This is a genomic window from Collinsella acetigenes (assembly GCF_012844445.1).
GTDB lineage: Bacteria > Actinomycetota > Coriobacteriia > Coriobacteriales > Coriobacteriaceae > Collinsella > Collinsella acetigenes.
Genome location: NZ_JABBCP010000001.1, coordinates 255503 through 274353, shown reverse-complemented (window position 1 = coordinate 274353; position 18851 = coordinate 255503). Strand labels below are relative to the sequence as shown.

Sequence of the window (18851 nt, the reverse complement as noted above, 5' to 3'; positions counted from 1 at the left end):
TCACAAAATAACTCTGTCTTGTTTTTGTCACACTCAGGGGAGGGTTACGGTGAAGCAGATGGTGTGGGCATCGAGCGCTTGGGCGCGGATGCTGCCACTGTGTGCCTCGACGATTGCCTGCACCACAGAAAGGCCCACTCCAGAACCGCCCGTCTGCGAGTTGCGGCTGGCGTCCGCACGATAAAAGCGATCGAACAGGCGCTCCAAATCACCCTGTGGCATCGTGTCCACCGCATTACTCACTTGTAGGGTTACCCCACCGCGCGATCGCCTCTTAAGCGTAAGCTCAATCTCGCTGCCCTCACTCGCATAGCGCGTGGCATTATCCAGCAAAAGCTCCACTACCTGCGACAAAGCCGAAATATCGCCCTGGATACGCAGGCCGGTTTCCATGTCACGCACGAGCCTTTTTCCACGTGACTCGGCAACAGCACAAAACGGCTCCGAGGCATATTCAACCAGCTCGGATAGATCCAAGTCCGTCTTCTCAAACTGCGTGGCGCCTTCGTCCATGCGCGCAAGGAACACCAGCCTCTCGGTCAGTGATTTAAGACGAGTCACCTGTGCGGCAATGCTTTGCGTCCATTCGCTCTCGCCCGCCTCAATCTCCAGCACGTCGTTTGCAGCGCTGATCACCGCAAGCGGAGTTTTGATCTCGTGGCTTGCATCCGTAATGAAACGCTGCTGCTTGCGATAGCTCTCCACAATAGGACGAACCGCCACGCGCGAGAAAATCACCATCAAGATAAACACGAGCAGCCAGGCACCCATGCCGATGGCAGCGCTTGCGCCCAAAAACGCCTCAAAATTGGAAAGCTCGCGAGAGCAGTCAACGAACACGTAGAGAGACCCCTCGTCCGTATCCACCACCCGATAGCGATATGCGCCGTAAAAGCCATGCTTTGCGCTCTTGGTGCTCACCTGCAAGGCATAGGTGCATGCGTCCTGCGCTGTTGTCGCCGCAACATGGTTGACGTCAACCCCGGCAATCGTGCCATCACCGTTCACGGTCACCGTAAAGTAACGCGTGTCGTACGGTGCTTCCTTGTCCATGATGTCGGCAGCTCGCTTGCCCAAACCATAAGAGCGGTCAATATAAGTAGCCGAGAGCTCCTCGAGTATCACCACGGAAGCATCGGACGTCTCCCCCTGGCCATCCTGGGCCCCGTCCGCACCGAAGACGCCGGGGAAGCTTCCGCCATTCTCCACGATTGCCTCGATACGATCGTCCGCCATGCGGCACACGCTTTGATAGTTGACGGCATTGATAACCACCAAGATCAATGCCAGAGCCGCGGCAACCGAGAGCATGGCTACGAGCACGAACTTTTGGCGTAGACGCTTCTCCATCACGCCCTGCCTTCAACGCACTCAAGCGAATACCCCTGGTTGCGCGCAGCGCGGATACATACGTTTGCCCCCACTGCCACGAGCTTCTTGCGCAGATAGGAGATGTAGACCCACACCACGTTGGAGGTCTCGAGCGCATCGTCGCCCCACACCTGAGACAGCAGGCGCTCGGTGGGCGTGACCGACCCTGGATGTGCCATGAAATACTCCATGAGCTGAAACTCTCGATTGGCAAGATGCTCCTCCCCCGCAGGACCCACAAGCGTGCAGGAAGCGCAGTCGAGGCGAACGTTGCCAACGGAAAAGGTGGTCGCGTCAATCGCAGTCGCGCTGCGCGTCATGGCGCGAATGCGCGCGAGCAACTCTTTTGCTGCAAAGGGTTTGGTGAGGTAATCGTTGGCGCCGGCGTCGAGGCCCTCGACCTTATCCGCCACTTCACTTTTTGCCGTCAGCATGATAATAGGCAGCCGAATCCCGCTCTGACGCACCTGGCAAAGCACCTCGATGCCATCCATTCCGGGCATCATGATATCGAGAACCGCGGCGTCGTATGTCTGGTGCCGAAGATGATCAAGAGCAGCCAGGCCATCATGGACTGCATCGACCTCATAGCCGCTGTGTCGCAAAATCGCCGTAAGGGCGCGCGAGAGCTCGAGTTCATCCTCCGCCAATAGGAGCCGCATCATCCTCGCCTTTCGTTGTTGCCACCTGTTGGCTTTGATAATAACGCAGAGGGCAAAGCCTTAGTCGAACCTTAGCAGCCACCCTGTACAAGCAGGCGTTTTTGCAGGATAGACCTTAGCCGAACCTAAGCATTGGCAACCGCGCGCAAGAACTGTTGCCACTGCGGTACAACAGATATCGAGCACGGCGGCGGATGCGTGAGACCAGGCACACACACTTTCCTTCCCCCATGCCTGCGCCCGTCGCCCGTTGCTCGCAATCCATCCGGTAAGCCGCATGGCAGAAGCGACTCGTCTCCATGCACAATCGACGAGAGGAGCGCGAACAAACTCTCCAGAAAAACCCACTGCCATCCACCAAAAAGGCGCCTCGGCTGGGCACGTGCCCGACCGAGGCGCCTTTTGCGTACAGCGATAGCGCGTATGTCAGAAGCTTGCGATCTACTCTTCCGTAAGAAGCTTTGCAATCTGGACGGCATTGGTGGCAGCGCCCTTGCGAATCTGGTCGCCACAGCACCAGAAGGTGATGCCGCGCGTGACTTCCGGATTGGAGATGTCGCGACGAACGCGGCCGACCCAGATCAGGTCCTGATCGCTCGTAAAGAGCGGCATGGGGTAGCGATCCGAAGCATCAGCGGCATCCATGTCGTCCACCAGCTTGACGCCAGGGGCGGCGGCAAGGGCCTCGCGAGCCTCTTCGACCGTGATGTCGCGCTCGAACTCAAGCGTGATGCTCTCGGAGTGCGAGCGCAGCACGGGCACGCGCACACAGGTGCAGTTTACGCGCAGCTCGGGCAGATGCATGATCTTGCGGCCCTCGTTTTGAAGCTTCATCTCCTCGGAGGTGAAACCTTCCTCCTTCACGCCGCCGATCTGCGGAATGAGGTTATTGGCAAGCTGCGCCGCAAAAGCGCGCGGATCGGGAAGCTGCTCGCCGCGACCCAGAGCAGCAAGCTGCTCCTCGAGCTCACGCATGCCCGGAACGCCAGCGCCCGAAGCCGCCTGGTACGTGCTCACAACCATGCGCTTGACGCCCGCGAGCTTGTGCAGCGGCCAGGTGGGCACCAAGCCGATGATGGTCGCGCAGTTGGGATTGGCGATAAGGCCCTTGTGCCATTTGATGTCCTCGGCGTTAATCTCGGGCACCACCAGGGGAACATCGGGGTCAAGACGGAACGCATGGGAGTTGTCCACAACCACAGCGCCGCGCTTCACGGCCTCGGGCAAAAGCGTCTTGGCGAGGTCATCCTCAACGGCGCCGAGCACGATATCGCAGCCCTCAAATGCCTCGGGGCGGGCCTCCTCGATCACTACCTGCTCGCCGCGGAACTCAACAGCCTTGCCGGCAGAGCGAGCGCTTGCCAACAGCTTGAGCTTGCCCACGGGGAAATCCTGCTCGTCAAGACACTGGAGCATCTGGGTGCCCACGGCTCCCGTCGCGCCCAAAATAGCCACCGTGTACTGTTTCATGCTTCCCCCTTTTAGGTCATGCTCTTCTCCTGCAACCTGCGCAGGCCAAATGATTGTCTTCCTTTTATACAAGAACGGAGTGGACTCGAAGCCCACTCCGCCGAAATGAAATCGAAACGAAACCCGCAACCAACAGGATGAATGAAATCTCCCTCAAAGCCAAGGCGCTCGCTATTTAGTAAGCGATGCCAACCCCAGGTCGATAGTCGAAGGCTCATCCAGATCGGCAACCTTCACGATGCCGTTCTCGTCCGAGAATGCACGGTAGATGGTGCGGATGGCCAGCTCAAAATCCTTCTCGTCCACGCCGATGATGATGTTGATCTCATCGCAGCTCTGCGAAATCATACGCACGCTCACGCCTGCCTGGCCAAGCATGCCAAAGAGATGCCCCGAGATGCCGGCGCGTCCGCGCAGATTGCGGCCAACGGTAGCGATGAGCGCAAGACCTTCGACAACCTCGATCTCCAGCGGCTCAACCTCTTTTTGGATGTCTGCCACGAGCGAATAGAGCGAATCGTTCACGTCTTCCTTCTGCACAACGGCGCCAAAGCGGTCGACACCGGTGGGCATGTGCTCAACCGAAACGTTATAGCGCTCGAAGACGGAAAGCGCGCGGCGCATAAAACCAATGCGCGGCTTAGTGCGGTCGCGCGCAACATTGATGGCAACAAAGCCGCTCTTGCCGGCCACTCCGGTAATGATGGGCTCGGCTGCGCCCTCGTCGGCGGTCTCGCTGATGATGGTGCCGGGGTCTTGCGGAGCGTTTGTGTTCTTGATGACCAGCGGGATACCGGCCTCGCGCACGGGGAAGACAGCTTCCTCATGCAAAACACTTGCACCCATGTAAGAAAGCTCGCGCAGCTCCTCGTAGGTAACACGTGCGATAGGCTGTGCCTCGGGAACAATGCGCGGATCTGCCGAGAAGAAGCCCGATACGTCGGTCCAATTCTCGTACAGGTCGGCGCCCAGGCACTTGGCAAGAATAGATCCAGAGATGTCTCCGCCGCCACGGTCGAGCAGCTTGATCTGACCCTCACGAGTCGCACCGTAGAAACCGGGCATAACAAAGCCCGCCTGCTGGCTGTACTCCTCCACAAGCTCGGTGGTGCGCCTCATGCTAAGCGTACCGTCGTGATGGAAAGCGATGACCTTCGATGCATCCAGGAACGGTAGGCCCAGATACTCGGCCATCAGACGAGCGGTAAAGTACTCGCCGCGGCTCACGAGCTCCTCGGTGGAGTAGCCGCCAGTGCTTGCACGCTCGGCAAATGCCGCAAACTCCTCGCGAATAGGATAGGTGAGCTCAAGTTCATCGGCGATATCAAAGTAACGCTGGCCAATATCCTTGAGCAGATCCTCACAAGATACGTGGTATTTAACGTGGGCACTCACCAGATAAAGCAGGTCGGTCACCTTGGTGTCGCCCTTGAAACGACGGCCGCAAGCGGAAACCACCACAAAACGACGCGCCGGATCGGCGTCGACGATTGCTTTGATTTTCTTGAAGTGCTCGGCATCTGCGACTGATGAGCCGCCAAACTTAGCGATCTTGATCATGCGAACTAAAACCCTCCTGATAGGAACGCACCAAATGACGACGCGCCCATAATCGTAGGTGCAAGTCTACTAAACACCCTGGGATGTTGTCGTGGGCATCTACATTGTTTCCAAAAGAAAAACGGCCTGTGTGCTGCGCCTGTTCTCCGAGGGCCGCGGCTCCACGTGCCCAAACGCTTCTGATACCATGAGCGCACACGTTACGCCCTGGGCTTTCAAGGAGTCGACGACATGGGTTTTTACCATAGCACACGTTCCGCTTCGCCAACCTTTACGAGCAAGGAGGCAATCCGCCGCGGCATCGCCCCGGACGGAGGCCTGTTTGTGTCCGACGACCTGGGTGGCACCACCATTGACATCTCCACATTGGCAAACAAGGATTACCCCACGCTTGCGCGCGAGGTCATGGGCGCCCTTCTGCCCGATTACTCCGCAGACGAGATCGCCGCATGCGTGGACGAGGCATACACCGGCACCTTCGCTTCGAGCGAAGTGACGCCGCTCGTGCCCCTTTCTCAAGCACCCAATGCAGATGGCACCCCCACCTATGTTATGGAGCTCTTTGGCGGCCCCACGAGCGCATTCAAGGACGTCGCGCTGCAGATGCTCCCCCGCCTTATGGCGCGCACCGCAGGAGCCGAAGGCGAGCGCATCATGATCGTCACCGCCACCTCGGGCGACACGGGCAAGGCGGCTCTCGCGGGATTTGCCGACGCTCCGGGATGCGGCATCACCGTCTTCTACCCGGAAGGCAAAGTGAGCCATGTCCAGAATCTGCAGATGTCCACGCAGGAAGGCGCCAATGTCGCCGTCTGTGCCGTGCGCGGCAATTTTGACGACGCGCAGACCGCCGTCAAGCAGATCTTTGCGAACAAGGAGCTGGGCGAGCGTCTGGCCGCTGGCGGCACGATTCTTTCCTCCGCGAACTCCATCAACGTGGGCCGTCTGGTTCCGCAGGTCGTCTACTACTTTGCCGCCTATGCGCAGCTGCTGCGCGCAGGCGCCATCCAGACTGGCGACGCCGTTGAGTTCTGCGTTCCCACCGGTAACTTTGGCGATATCCTTGCCGGCTACTACGCCAAGCGCATGGGCCTACCCGTGGCCAAGCTCCTTGTAGCCTCCGACAAGAACAACGTACTGGCCGACTTCTTGGCAACCGGCACCTACGACCGCGAGCGTCCCTTCTACACCACCACTTCGCCCTCGATGGACATCCTGGTTTCCTCGAACTTGGAGCGCATGCTGTACTACCTGGCAGACGGTGATTGCGAGCTCGTGGCAGACCTCATGTCCAAGCTTACCGACGAGGGCAACTATCAGATTCCCGCCGAGCTCCTCGAGCGCATCCGCACCGTCTTTGACGGCGGCTGGGCCGACGAAGACCAGGTGGCAGCTGCCATTCGACGCTGCTGGGACGAAAACAGCTACGTGATCGACCCGCACACCGCCTGTGGCTATCACGTGATGGAGCAAACCGCCGCCGTCGAGGGCACCGCTTGCCGCGTACTGCTTTCCACCGCAAGCCCCTACAAGTTCCCCAAGGCCGTGGCCGAGTCGCTGGGCCTCTTCTGCCCACCCGACGATTTTGCCTGCATGGAGGTGCTCGCCAAGCACACCGGCACCACCGCGCCCGCACAGCTCGCCGGTCTCAAAACCAAGCCCGTGCGTTTTGAAGACGTGGTCGACGTTGCCGACATGGGTTCCTACGTGGAGCAGGCAGCCAGCCGCATCGCCAAGGAGGCCTAAGACCCCATGATCCGCATTACGGTACCCGCCACCAGCGCAAACCTAGGCATCGGCTACGATACCCTGGGCATGGCCGTCTCGCTGTACTCGCACTTCACGTTCAATCGTGCCGAGACCCTCACCATTACGGGCTGCCCCGAGCAATTCCAAAACGAAGACAACCTTGTCTACGAGAGCTTCGTGAATGCCCTTGCCGAGTGGGGCGAGGAGACCTTCCCCGTCTCCATCGACATCTCCACCGAGGTGCCTGTCGCCCGCGGCCTGGGCTCAAGCTCCACCTGCGTGGTTGCCGGCATCATGGGCGCCGCGGCGCTCACCGGCCACACCGTCACCCGCGAGGAGCTCGTGGCCATCGCCACCGCTGTCGAGGGACATCCCGACAATGTGGCACCCGCCATCCTGGGAGCAGCCGTCTGCTCGTTCACGCCGGAAGGTGAGCTCCCTCGCTGCCTGCGCTACGAGGTGAGCAAGCGTCTGCGCTTCATCACCATCATCCCGCCCTACGAGGTGCACACGAGCGATGCACGCAAGGTTGTTCCGCAAGAGGTGCCGCTGTCCACCGCCGTCTGGCAGATGGGACGCATCGCCGGCCTCACGCGCGGTTTGGAGATGGGCGACCTCGATCTGATTGCCGCTTCCAATGACGACCGCCTGCAGGAACCTTACCGTCGTGCGCTCATCCCCGACTACGACGCTATTCGCGAAACCTGCCTGACGGGCGGCGCCAAGACCATGTGGATCTCGGGCTCTGGCTCGACCCTCATGGCCGTGACCGACGACACCATCGTGGCCAAGTTCCTGCAGGTACGCCTGCGCGAGCGCTTCCCCGAGTGCGAGACGCATATTTTGACGTGCGACACGGAAGGCGCGCAAATCGAGTACCTGTAAGGCGCGGTGCCTTCGTTGCGGGCGTCCCCGCACGGCCTACCCCTGAAAACGTCCTCGACAAATGAATCCCCCTGCTCTTGCTCCTTCGGAGCTTCGAGCAGGGGGATTCTTGTCTGCGGAATGTTTTCAGGGGTAGGCCGTGCGGGGACGCCGGGGTGATCTGGTCGCGCCTAAAAGTACACGCTTTGAAGGGTCGCCAAGCTTGGGAACTTACTCGCCCACCTTTTCCAGATCGTAAGGGGTAGTTTGGTAGACGTAGTAGTTCAGCCAGTTGGTGTAGAAGAGCTGGGCCTGAGAGCGCCAGACGTTCAGGGGAGCGCGGGTGGGATCGTCATCCGGGAAGTAGTTCGTTGGAATCTCGGGGTTAATGCCACGCTTGACGTCGCGTTCGTACTCGAGCTTAAGGGTGTCTGTATCGTACTCGGGATGGCCAAACACGAAGAAGCGACGGCTATCAACCGACTTCACGATGTAGAGGCCCACTTCGTCCGACACGGCAACAATCTCAAGATCGTCCACTGCCTTCACGTCTTCGATTTTCACATCGGTATTGCGCGAATGAACCGCATAAAAGCGATCGTCAAAGCCCCTCACGAGCGGACTTTTCGGCTTAAGCAAGCGATGCTCGAAAACGCCCGACGCCTTTTTTGGCAGACGATACTTCTGAATACCGTAGTGGTAATACAAGCCTGCCTGAGCACCCCAGCAGATATGCAGCGTGGAATGCACATGCGTGCTCGACCAATCCATGATGCGGCAAAGCTCTTCCCAATAATCCACCTCTTCGAACTCCATGAGCTCAACGGGGGCCCCGGTAATAATCAGACCGTCATAATGCTCGTTTTCGATGTCCTCAAAGGTGCGGTAAAACGTCTCCAAATGCCCCGCTGACACATGCGTTGCCTCATGGCTCTTGGTGCGCAGCAGGTCTACCTGAATTTGCAGCGGCGTATTGGAGAGCTTGCGCATGAGCTGCGTCTCGGTAGCGATCTTGGTGGGCATGAGATTCAAAATCAGCACGCGCAAAGGACGAATGTCCTGGTGGAGAGCGCGAAACTCCGTCATGACAAAAATGTTCTCGCCCTCGAGAATCTCGGTTGCGGGCAGAGCATCAGGAATTCGAATCGGCACGACGCATACACTCCTTCACTCACACGCTTAACGGCACGTTCGGCATTGGTTTTGATTGTACCGTGGCTTGTATGCCGCGCGCCCCAACGTGCCAAATAAAACTCGAGAATGCCGCGTGTGCCTAACACCTAAAAGGTAGGAAGGCCGCCTGTGTCGCCATGGAGCTCGAAGGCAAGAATACGGTCCGTGAGCCGCTCGAGCGCCTGCGTCGTATCGGGGCGCGCACTCATCTTCTCAATCAAGCCGCTATGCAATAAATCGGTGAAGCCCGCATCATGCGCGTGATAGCACCCATTCAAGACAAAGGCCACATGGCGATAATCCGGACCGCACACCGCCACCAACGTATTTCCATACAGACGCTTGGCACGCTGGGGATCGACGCCGATCTTCACATACCAGGAAGGTACATTACACACGTCTTGCTCGGCAAAGAAGCGTTTGATCTCGCCACAGCCCGCAAGCGGATAGGCCGGAATATCCCAACCCTGCTTGCGCGCAAAATGGTAAATGTAGTGCGAGGCATCCCCCACCTCGATATGGCTCTCCAACATCGTGCCCAAGATGCGCGCAGCACAGCCCACGTCTATGCGCACGGAGCCGCCCATAATGAGCTGCGCCAAGCCCTCAATTGTTACGTTATGTGCACGCGGGCCGTACATCGTGCAATCACCACTCTCCCCCATTGCCATAGAACTACAATGAGCAAACTATTCGCTCGCAGAAAGGCTTACCACTATGGCATCAGCACGTAAAGTTGGCATCATCGGTTTGGGACACGTTGGCGCGCACGTCGCCAACAGCTTGCTTCTGCAGGGCTTGGCTGACGAACTCTATCTTTGCGACGTCAAGGCGCAAAAGGTCCTGTCCGAAGCTCAGGACCTGCACGACTCCCTCACTTTTGTTCCCTTCAACACAAAGATCGTCAATGTAGGCGACAGATACGAGGAGCTTGCCTCGTGCGACATCATCGTTAACGCCGCAGGCAATGTGGCCATGGCTGCAGGCAACCGTGACGGCGAGCTGTTCTGCACCACCGACTCTGCCCGCTCCTTCGCCAACCGCGTTGTCGATGCCGGATTCGATGGCATCTGGGTATCCATCGCAAACCCCTGTGACGTAGTGTGCACGACCATATGGCACCTAACCAACTATGACCCCAAAAAGATCATCGGCTCGGGTTGCGGCCTGGATTCCGCGCGCTTGCATTCCGAGATTTCCAAGAAATGCGGCATCAGCCCCAAGTCCATCGATGCTTATATGATCGGTGAGCACGGCTTTAGCCAGATCGCCGCCTGGAAGGCCGCGACCATCGCCGGCAAACCGCTTTCTGAGCTTGCGTGCGAATATCCCGAGCAATATGGCTTTGACCAGGCAGAGGTCGAGGAGCTTGCGCGCAAAGGCGGCTATGTAACCTACGAGGGCAAGGGCTGCACCGAATATGCCGTGGCCAATTCCGCTGTGCGCGTCTGCGCTGCCGTCCTGCATAACGAGCACGCCGTGCTTTCCGCATCTACCCTCATGTGCGGCCAATATGGCGAAGAGGGCATCTTCACGTCGCTTCCCTGCGTGATCGGTGCCGAGGGCATCGAGCAGGTCTACACTCTCGACCTCTCCGATGCCGAGCTCGAAGGCTTCCATAAGAGCTGCCAGCACATCCGTGATAACATCGCCCAGCTTGCCTGGTGGTAAACAGGCGCTGGCCCTTCGTTGGCGCCGTTCCGCCTCGTTGGCGCTCCTCAAAAACCTAAATGAAGCAGAAAATCCCATTTAGAAGCCGCAGCTGCAGCTCTAAATGGGATTTTCTGCTTCATTTGGAAAAGGGGCTGGGCGCAAGAAGCGCCTGCGACTGGGCACGAGAAGCGCCTGCGGCCGCTCGCGGTCGCAGGCACGCCCAACAGGCGAGACTTACTCCCCAGCCACACGACAACCGGCAGCAGCTGCCAGCTCGGCCTCCTCCGGGTAGTAGATGCGCCAGGTGCGACGCAACTGCGTCATCAGATCCATGACGTCGGCCGCAAAGACGATCATCGCGTCTTCCACGCGGTCCCCGGCAACGGCTTTCTCGAGGTCAGCCACCTCGTAGGCAAGAGCGTATGCCTCCTCGCCCACATGAACCTCCTCGCGCTCGCCCGTCGCCGTCCATACGATAGTGGCACGGTCGGCACGCGGGTAGTCCGTGACCTCGATGTAGCAGTTTTCAAACGAGAGCACGGCACGCTTGGGCTGTTTGGAATGAAGCGTGAGGGAGATCACAGCCATCTGCATATCGGGATTGCGCATCACAATGCCGCTCGTCACATCCACACCGGTATTGCAGGCGTTAGCGATGGAGACGACATCCTCGGGCTGCGAAAGCATAAACATGCGCGCCATGGTAAGAGCGTAGACGCCAATATCGAGCATGGCACCGCCGGCCAGGCGCGGATTGTAAAAACGATTCTCCGGATCAAAATCCTTATAGCTGCCAAAGCTCACCTGGGCAATGCTCATGTTGCCGAATTCATCCCTCTCGGCACGGCGAATAAGCTCGCGGTAGAGCGGCATATGGAGAATGGTCGTGGCGTCGATAAGCTGCACGCCGTGCTCGTCGGCAATCGCGCGCGCTTCGTTGAGCTCCTCCGAATTGAGGGTGATCGCCTTCTCGCACAGTACGTGCTTGCCGGCAGAAAGTGCGGCGCGCAGATAGTGGATGTGCGTATTGTGCGGCGTGGTGATATACACCGCGTCGATAGCGGGGTCGGCACAAAGCTCCTCGAGCGTATCGTACACGCGGTCCACGCCGTACTTATCGGCAAAAGCGACCGCCTTCTCGTGTGTGCGATTGTAGATACCGGCGAGCTTGCGGCCAGCGAGCTCAAGCGTGGAGGCCATCTGGTTGGCAATCACGCCACAACCGATAACAGCCCACGTAAGCTGGGGAGCCGTGAAAATATCATCGGGAAACGGCTTGCCCTCAACCGAAGCGAAGGCGGCGCGGGCTGCCTCGGCGGCGTCACGCGGTGCAGACTGTTGAGACATACAAGCTCCTCAATATGCTGGGGGGGGATAGATTTATCCGTCATATTGTACGGACATCGAAGTGGCAGTACAAACACTATTCACGTGCGTGCAACTCTTCGAAAGCGGCGATTTCTGCCATGAAGCGCTCGCCAAAACTCTCGGCTTTTTTCTCGCCGATACCCGACACCTCGAGCAGCTCATCGAATGAATGGGGGCGTTGGCGACACAGGGCACGCAGCGTTTTATCGGGAAACACCACATAGCTGGGAACCTGCATCTCCTGCGCCAGCTCCGTGCGAAGTGCCCTTAGGCGCTCGAAGAGCTCCACATCGTCGCCCACGCGTGGCACGCTCCTGGCGTCCGATTCCTCGCGCAGCAAATCGACCGCGCGACGCGCCCGCGAGCCGCGGCTCTTCTTTGCCGCTCTTTTCACGGTAAACGTAAACGCGCCGGTATCGGCAACGAGGCCTCCATCCGCATCCACAGCCTCCGCCGCACGGGGCCCCAAAAGCAGCGTGGGATATTGCCCTTGCGAGCTTGCCAGATACCCGCGCCCGCACAGCTGGTCGATCAGATTGCGAATGCGTCCGGTCGACTCTGCCGCCAAGCTGCCATAGCCTGCAGCCTCGTCCAGATGCAGCTCAAAGATACGCTGCGTCTTTCCACCGTGCAGCACATCGGCCACAAGCGACTTCCCAAAGCGCCCGGGTCGTGCGGCGACAAACGCCATAGCAGCGCGAGCAGCCTCGGTCATATCCTCGACCTCGTACTCCGTCAGGCAATTGCCACAGTTTCCGCAACCGGTCCCCGTTTCGGCCGCGTGTGCCAGCACCTCGGCAGCGGCATCCTCGTCGCCAAAGTAGCGCAGCATATACTCGCGCAAACAACCGGTTGTCTTGCAATAGCCCTCCATCTGGGCGATAAGCCTAAAGCGATTCTGCCGCGCACGCAGGCGCTGCTCTTCATCGAGCTGCTCGTCATCGGGCTCTTGCTCGGCAAAGAAACGACGCAAGCGCAGATCGTTGCCGTTCCAAAGCAAAAAGCAGCTCGCAGGGTCGCCGTCGCGGCCGGCACGCCCAGCCTCCTGATAGTAAGCCTCGATGCTCTCGGGCGCGTTATTGTGGATGACATAGCGCACGTTGGGCTTGTCGATACCCATGCCAAAGGCGTTGGTGGCAACCATCACACGCACGTCGTCGCGCACAAATGCCTGCTGGTTTTGCGTTCGAGACTCCATGCCCATACCGGCGTGGTAGCTCGCAACGCGCATATCGAGCCCCTGTTTTTCCACCGCATCTTGCAATGTTAACGTCAGCTCGTCCACGCTCTTGCGCGTGGCACAGTAGACGATTCCCGCCTCGTCGGGATGTTCTGTCACATACCGACAAATCCACGACGTCTTCTGGCGCTCGGGCATCTCCTGCACCTCAAACGATAAATTGGGCCGATCAAAACCCGTCACCACAACCTGCGGTAAGTGCAAGCACAGCATCTGCTGGATATCCATACGCACGCGCTCGGTTGCCGTAGCGGTAAACGCCGCGACTACGGGGCGCTGCGGCAACGCCTCGATAAACTGAGCGATTTGCAGATATGCCGGCCTAAAATCCTGGCCCCATTGGCTCATGCAATGGGCCTCGTCCACTGCCAAAAGCGGAATGCCCATACCACCCGGCCGCGCCGCAGCCTGGGCAAATGCAATAAAGCGCGGGTCCGCCAGGCGTTCGGGCGCCACGAACATAAGCTGATAGGCACCAGCAGCCGCTCGTTTGAGCACAGTATTTTGCTGAGGAATGGAAAGTGACGAGTTGAGGTAGCTCGGATGCGCACCGGCAGCAAGCAGCGCCCGCGTCTGGTCTTCCATAAGCGAGATGAGCGGGCTCACCACCAAGGTAAGACCCGATCCCATGAGCGCAGGCACTTGGTAGCAAATGGACTTACCCGCACCTGTAGGCATCACGGCTAGAACGTCGCGCCGGGCAAGGATCGAAGAGATAACGCGCTCCTGGCCCGGCCTGAACGACTCATAACCAAAATATCGCCCAAGCGTAGCATGCGCTTGTTCGAGGGCGGCGGATGTCGAGTCCCCGCTTGCTATCGAGAACATCTGTGACACCTAAACTCGTCTCCGATACCAAACGGTGCCCTACAGCGCGGCGGCCAGGACATCGAGGTCCTCCTGCGTTGTTGCCCAGCTGGTAGCCAATCGCACAACCACATGGTCCTCATCATAGGTATCCCAAAAGCTCAGGCAAATCTGCTTGCCCAAGCGCTCATACTCGCCTTTTTCCAAAATGATGAACTGCTGATTGGTGGGAGACTCCAAGAACCAACGTGCGCCGCGCTCGTGCAGCAGGGCGCGCAAACGTCCTGCCATATCGATAGCATTGCGCGCAATGCGCACATAGGTACCATCCGTAAACAGCGCCTCGAACTGCACGCCCAGAAGGCGACCCTTAGCCAAAAGCGCGCCATGCTGCTTGATGCGCGGAATCGGGTGCGCGGGAGCATTGCCCGAAGGAAACACTACCGCCTCGCCGCATAATGCCCCCACCTTGGTTCCGCCGATATAAAAGACATCGCACAGCTGGGCGAGCTGCGGCAGAGTGATATCGCATTCGGGGGATGCCAGGGCATAGCCCAAGCGCGCACCATCCACAAAAAGCGGAATCTCGTGCTTCTGGCAGACCTCGTAGATTGCCGCCAGCTCATCACGGGAATAGAGTGTGCCAAGCTCCGTTGGGAAGGAAATATATGCCGCTCCCGGGAAGACCATGTGCTCATGATTGTCATCTGCATAGAACAGATCGATCAGCTGTTCCAACTCATCGGCGTGCATCTTGCCCTCATGCCCAGGAACCGTCAGCACCTTATGACCGCCAAATTCAATAGCCCCCGCCTCATGGCAGGCAACGTGCCCCGTGGCCGCGGCGACCACGCCCTCATAAGGAGCGAGCAGCATGTCGAGCACAACTTGGTTGGTCTGCGTGCCGCCCGTAAGGAGAAACACATCGGCATCCGGTGCCGCACAGGCCTGACGGATCAGCTCCTTGGCGCGAGCGCAATGGGGGTCTTCACCGTAACCGATCATTGCCTCCATGTTGGTATCGACCAAAGCTGCCAAAACCTCCGGGCAAGCGCCAAAGGAATAATCGTTCTCAAACGTAACCAAAAGATGCTCCTTCTTCTCGGTCTGCGGCAGATCGTCAGACGCATTACCGCAGCGGTTATTCAAACATAAACGAACACCGGGGCATGGCAAACAGCTCGATGCATCGCCACATCCCGGCGCCATAGCTTACGCTAATCGTCGTCGCCGCTCGCTCCCAGCTGGCACAAAACGGCAAGCGCCGCAGCAACAGGCCCTTGCTCGTCATCGGCATTGAGACCGCGCCCCACGCCCGAGCCGGCACCCGCCCCCGCACGATAGGGAATCGACAGCTTGCGGGAACGCGGGAACACCACCGCCCCCAGGCGATCTTTAAGATCGAACGCCACGTTCTTGGGTACGTCCACACCCAAAAACGTCAAGCGTCCACCGCTGAGCGTCACGCTTTCCAACCCCAAGCGCTCTGCGCGAATGCGAATGCGAGCACGGTCAAACAGGTTGAGCCCCGCCTGCGGTAGCTCGCCGTGAGCAGCCTCGGTCTCCTCCTGCAGCCGGTCCACGCTCTCCAGATCATCCGCCGCAGCAAGCTTACGATATACGAGCACGCGCTCATCCACACGCGGCAGGTACTCTTCGTCCAAGAAGAAGTCCGCCGGGATGTTGATGGCAACGCCCGCGGCCTCAACGGTCTCGGAATCGTCCCCGCGCGCCTCGGCAACAGCTTGGCCCAGCATCTGCGTGAACAGGTCAAAGCCCACACTCGACAAGTTGCCGTGCTGCTCGGCTCCCACAAGTGAACCAGCACCGCGAATCTCCAGGTCGCGCATGGCAATACGCATGCCGCTGCCCAGGTCTTGGAACTCCGAGAGCGCCGTCAAGCGCGCCGTCGCCTCTTCGGTAAGCGGCATCTCGCCCGGGAACATAAAGTACGCGTACGCCTGCGTGGCAGAACGGCCCACACGGCCCTTGAGCTGATAAAGCTGGGCCAGGCCCAAGCGCTGTGAATCCTCGATGATCAACGTGTTGGCATGTGCGTTGTCGATACCCGATTCCACGATGGTCGTGGCGATGAGCACGTCGATCCTCTTCTCGGCAAACTCAACCATCACGTCTTCCACCTCGCGCGGGCTCATCTTGCCGTGCGCCACGCCCACGCGCGCCTCAGGCGCAGCCTCGTGCACGCGCTCGACCGCGTCGTCGATAGTCTTCACGCGATTGGACACGTAGTACACCTGGCCGCCGCGACCCACCTCCAGGCGAATGGCGGCACTCACTACGTCGGGGTCGTACTCGCCCACGTGCACGATCACGGAGCGTCGTCCCGTAGGCGGCGTGGTGATAAGGCTCATGTCGCGCACACCCGAGATGGCCATCTGCATGGTACGCGGAATAGGCGTCGCCGAAAGCGTAAGGACGTCGATCTGCTCGCGCAGGTTCTTGAGCTGCTCCTTATGCTGCACGCCAAAACGCTGCTCCTCGTCGATGATCACCAATCCCAAATTGTGGGGGTTCACATCGGCAGAAAGCAGGCGATGCGTTCCGATGAGCACGTCCACCTTGCCCTCGGCAAAGGCCGCCAGTGCGCGTTTTTGCTGCCCCGGAGTCCTAAAGCGCGAAAGCACGTCCACTTCCACGCCAAAGGGGGCAAAGCGCTCAAAGAACGTCTGGAAATGCTGCTGCGCCAAAATGGTCGTGGGGCACAGCACCATCACCTGACGTCCGGAGTCCACGCACTTAAAGGCAGAGCGCAGGGCAACTTCGGTCTTGCCAAAGCCCACGTCGCCACAGAGCAGGCGATCCATGGGCTTTGCCGCCTCCATGTCTGCCTTGATATCGGCGATGGCGTCGAGCTGATCATGCGTCTCCTCGTACGGGAAGCTCTCCTCCATCTCGATCTGCTCGGGCGTATCGGGCGGGCACGCAACACCGGCGATGGAAGAGCGGCGCGTATAAAGATCCACCAAATCGAATGCAAGCTTCTTGGCGCTTTTACGCGCCTTGCCCGTAGCACGGCTCCAATCGGCAGTATTCAAGCGCGTAAGGCGCGGCTTGTCGCCGTCGGGGCCAACATAGCGCGTGATGCGGTCCACTTGCTCAAGCGGCACGTAGAGTTTGTCGCCATCAGCGTATTCAAGCAGGAAATAATCGCGCTCGCGGCCTCCCACCTCCTGGCGAACGATCTGTGCGAACAGCGCGATGCCGTGCGTCGCGTGAACCACGTAATCGCCTGGCTTGAAGGGGAACGTGACCTCGGTGATGTCCACGCGACGACGCGTGCGTCCGCGCTTGGCATCCATGCGAGCATTCAGATCGGCGATGGAAAAGACAGCCAGATGCGCATCGGAAACCACGCAACCCTGTTGAATGGGCGCATCCACAAAGGTCACGCGGCCGCGCGTGAGCGTGGGAACCGTGTAGGAGGCGCCTTCTTCAAGACCGCGGGCGTTCAGTGAATCAGCAGTGTGGCGAGAGACGGCAGGCTCGTGCACGCCCGCGCCCCGGCGCTCGCCGGCGGCAACGCGTTCGGAGGAATCGGCTGCAAGCACATGCACGCTCGCCTTTCCTGCCACAACGCCAGCGTTTTCGGGAGCAGCCGTAAGCGACTCCTCAAACGGAATAGATTCGTCGGTAAAGCTGAGCTCCATGGATTCACGCGCACCGCGATCGGGAATGGCAAAGACAACCGCGCAGCGATTGTTTACCACCTCCTGAACGCGCGACAGGAAACGCATATCCGAACCAGCGATAGCGGGCTGCTCGATCTTGAGCTCGGCCGTCACCGCGCCGCCGGCGCGGATAAGCGAAACATAGTTCAAACGCTGCTGATGACCAAAGTCGAGCTGCTGGGCGCGCACGTAGAGCCCGTCGAGCTTTGATACACCCGCCTCGCCCGCACGACGCTCCAAGTCCTCATAGGCTCGGATGCAATCGTCAAAAAGCGAGCGGGGCTCGGAAAGAACCACCAGGGTGTCGTCACTCACATGGGCAAGCGGGCTCACCGTCGACTCGTAGAGCAAGGGCAAGAAGCGCTCGAGCTCGGGCGTGACGATACGCGCCTGAACCATCTCCAGCAGCGCAGCGAGCTCGGTGTCGCTTTTCGCTGGCGCGTACAGCGCCGAGGTGATGCGATGAACGGCATCGTCGGTAAGCGCAAGCTCGCGACAGGGATAAATCTCGACCGCATCGGCATCGCCGATCGTCTGGCCAGTCGACGCAACCATATGGCGAATACGGTCGAGCTCGTCGCCAAAGAACTCCATGCGCACGGGCGACGAGGCCTGCGCGGGATAGACGTCCACGGTATCGCCGTGCACGTGGAAATAGCCAGGTTCGGGCGCCGCATCGGCAGACGTGTAGCCCATGGACACAAGACGTGCGGGCACCTCCTCAAAAGGAATCTCGTCGCCCACGGTAAAGGTCGCGGACTCCCAATAGCCGCTCTCGCGCGGGGGCACGCAGCGCAGCAGGGCACGAGCCGAAGTCACAAGCACGCATGCCTCGCCACGAGCGATACGCCCAAGCGCAGCACAACGCGTGGCCACCACAACGTCGTCTGGCTTTTGGTCTTTCCAGGGGTAATCAGTGCGCTCGGGGAAACGAGCCACATGCTCGCGGCCCAGATAGGCCATGAGCGCTCGTGCTGCGCGGTCGGCCGCCCCCTCGCCGGAAACCACATATACGCAGGGGCGCGGATGCCGAGCAAACTGCGCGGCAAGCACAAGGGTGCGCGCCGAGAGCGACACGGCAAGCGTCGCATCCTGACCGTCCGCCAACGCCTGCTCGATGACCTGCAAGCCTTCGGCAGTATGAAGTTGTGCAGCTATGCGATGAATGAGCATCGATCATTCCTTACGTTCAAAACAAAACAACGGGTCTGGCCATTGCGCACGAGACGTCACAAATAAGCCTAC

13 protein-coding genes are annotated in these 18851 nt (G+C 59.5%); 3 read left to right on the top strand and 10 right to left on the bottom strand.

Going from position 1 to position 18851, the window contains the following annotated elements; translation table 11 throughout:
- Positions 1 to 33: 33 nt before the first annotated feature.
- The 4 genes from HF320_RS01200 to HF320_RS01185 form a co-directional block, all read right to left on the bottom strand.
- Entirely contained in the window at positions 34 to 1350 is a 1317-nt protein-coding gene (locus tag HF320_RS01200; RefSeq protein ID WP_169276712.1) for a sensor histidine kinase, read from the bottom strand.
- Positions 1350 to 2036: a response regulator transcription factor gene (locus HF320_RS01195; protein ID WP_211158905.1), complete on the bottom strand. Its 687-nt coding sequence runs from the start codon at positions 2034 to 2036 to the stop codon at positions 1350 to 1352. Before HF320_RS01195 ends, HF320_RS01200 begins: the two co-directional genes overlap by 1 nt.
- Positions 2037 to 2474: 438 nt before the next feature.
- Complete coding sequence (locus HF320_RS01190) at positions 2475 to 3503, bottom strand: aspartate-semialdehyde dehydrogenase (protein ID WP_169276711.1); 1029 nt, start codon at positions 3501 to 3503, stop codon at positions 2475 to 2477.
- Positions 3504 to 3674: 171 nt separating this feature from the next.
- Positions 3675 to 5063, bottom strand: a complete 1389-nt coding sequence (locus HF320_RS01185; RefSeq protein WP_022386833.1) for an aspartate kinase — start codon at positions 5061 to 5063, stop codon at positions 3675 to 3677.
- A gap of 231 nt (positions 5064 to 5294) precedes the next feature.
- Between HF320_RS01185 and thrC the strand changes: the two genes are divergently transcribed.
- On the top strand, positions 5295 to 6809 hold the full coding sequence (thrC, locus tag HF320_RS01180; RefSeq protein WP_169276710.1) for a threonine synthase: 1515 nt from the start codon (positions 5295 to 5297) through the stop codon (positions 6807 to 6809).
- A 6-nt stretch (positions 6810 to 6815) separates the two neighbouring features.
- On the top strand, positions 6816 to 7697 hold the full coding sequence (thrB, locus tag HF320_RS01175) for a homoserine kinase (RefSeq protein WP_169276709.1): 882 nt from the start codon (positions 6816 to 6818) through the stop codon (positions 7695 to 7697).
- A gap of 210 nt (positions 7698 to 7907) precedes the next feature.
- Here the strand turns inward: thrB and metA are convergent, their stop codons facing one another.
- On the bottom strand, positions 7908 to 8828 hold the full coding sequence (metA, locus tag HF320_RS01170) for a homoserine O-acetyltransferase MetA (RefSeq protein ID WP_169276708.1): 921 nt from the start codon (positions 8826 to 8828) through the stop codon (positions 7908 to 7910).
- Between the two features lie 128 nt (positions 8829 to 8956).
- Positions 8957 to 9490, bottom strand: coding sequence for a hypothetical protein (locus tag HF320_RS01165; protein ID WP_169276707.1), 534 nt, complete (start codon positions 9488 to 9490; stop codon positions 8957 to 8959).
- Positions 9491 to 9566: 76 nt separating this feature from the next.
- Between HF320_RS01165 and HF320_RS01160 the strand changes: the two genes are divergently transcribed.
- Positions 9567 to 10520: an L-lactate dehydrogenase gene (locus tag HF320_RS01160; RefSeq protein WP_169276706.1), complete on the top strand. Its 954-nt coding sequence runs from the start codon at positions 9567 to 9569 to the stop codon at positions 10518 to 10520.
- A gap of 216 nt (positions 10521 to 10736) precedes the next feature.
- Here HF320_RS01160 and HF320_RS01155 read toward each other — a convergent pair whose 3' ends face one another.
- From HF320_RS01155 to mfd, 4 genes are all read right to left on the bottom strand, one after another.
- Complete coding sequence (locus tag HF320_RS01155) at positions 10737 to 11849, bottom strand: Gfo/Idh/MocA family protein (protein ID WP_169276705.1); 1113 nt, start codon at positions 11847 to 11849, stop codon at positions 10737 to 10739.
- Between the two features lie 76 nt (positions 11850 to 11925).
- Positions 11926 to 13938, bottom strand: coding sequence for a RecQ family ATP-dependent DNA helicase (locus tag HF320_RS01150; RefSeq protein ID WP_169276988.1), 2013 nt, complete (start codon positions 13936 to 13938; stop codon positions 11926 to 11928).
- A gap of 39 nt (positions 13939 to 13977) precedes the next feature.
- Positions 13978 to 15003, bottom strand: a complete 1026-nt coding sequence (locus tag HF320_RS01145) for a threonine aldolase family protein (RefSeq protein WP_169276704.1) — start codon at positions 15001 to 15003, stop codon at positions 13978 to 13980.
- Between the two features lie 131 nt (positions 15004 to 15134).
- A complete protein-coding gene (gene mfd, locus HF320_RS01140; protein WP_169276703.1) occupies positions 15135 to 18779 on the bottom strand; it encodes a transcription-repair coupling factor in 3645 nt (1214 codons plus the stop codon).
- Positions 18780 to 18851 lie beyond the last annotated feature (72 nt).

Excerpts from the sequence above, each read along its gene's own strand:
- HF320_RS01200 (WP_169276712.1), bottom strand. The coding sequence starts at position 1,350 with ATGGAGAAGCGTCTACGCCAAAAGTTCGTGCTCGTAGCCATGCTCTCG.
- HF320_RS01195 (WP_211158905.1), bottom strand. The coding sequence starts at position 2,036 with ATGATGCGGCTCCTATTGGCGGAGGATGAACTCGAGCTCTCGCGCGCC.
- HF320_RS01190 (WP_169276711.1), bottom strand. The coding sequence starts at position 3,503 with ATGAAACAGTACACGGTGGCTATTTTGGGCGCGACGGGAGCCGTGGGC.
- HF320_RS01185 (WP_022386833.1), bottom strand. The coding sequence starts at position 5,063 with ATGATCAAGATCGCTAAGTTTGGCGGCTCATCAGTCGCAGATGCCGAG.
- thrC (WP_169276710.1), top strand. The coding sequence starts at position 5,295 with ATGGGTTTTTACCATAGCACACGTTCCGCTTCGCCAACCTTTACGAGC.
- thrB (WP_169276709.1), top strand. The coding sequence starts at position 6,816 with ATGATCCGCATTACGGTACCCGCCACCAGCGCAAACCTAGGCATCGGC.
- HF320_RS01165 (WP_169276707.1), bottom strand. The coding sequence starts at position 9,490 with ATGTACGGCCCGCGTGCACATAACGTAACAATTGAGGGCTTGGCGCAG.
- HF320_RS01160 (WP_169276706.1), top strand. The coding sequence starts at position 9,567 with ATGGCATCAGCACGTAAAGTTGGCATCATCGGTTTGGGACACGTTGGC.
- HF320_RS01155 (WP_169276705.1), bottom strand. The coding sequence starts at position 11,849 with ATGTCTCAACAGTCTGCACCGCGTGACGCCGCCGAGGCAGCCCGCGCC.
- HF320_RS01150 (WP_169276988.1), bottom strand. The coding sequence starts at position 13,938 with ATGTTCTCGATAGCAAGCGGGGACTCGACATCCGCCGCCCTCGAACAA.
- mfd (WP_169276703.1), bottom strand. The coding sequence starts at position 18,779 with ATGCTCATTCATCGCATAGCTGCACAACTTCATACTGCCGAAGGCTTG.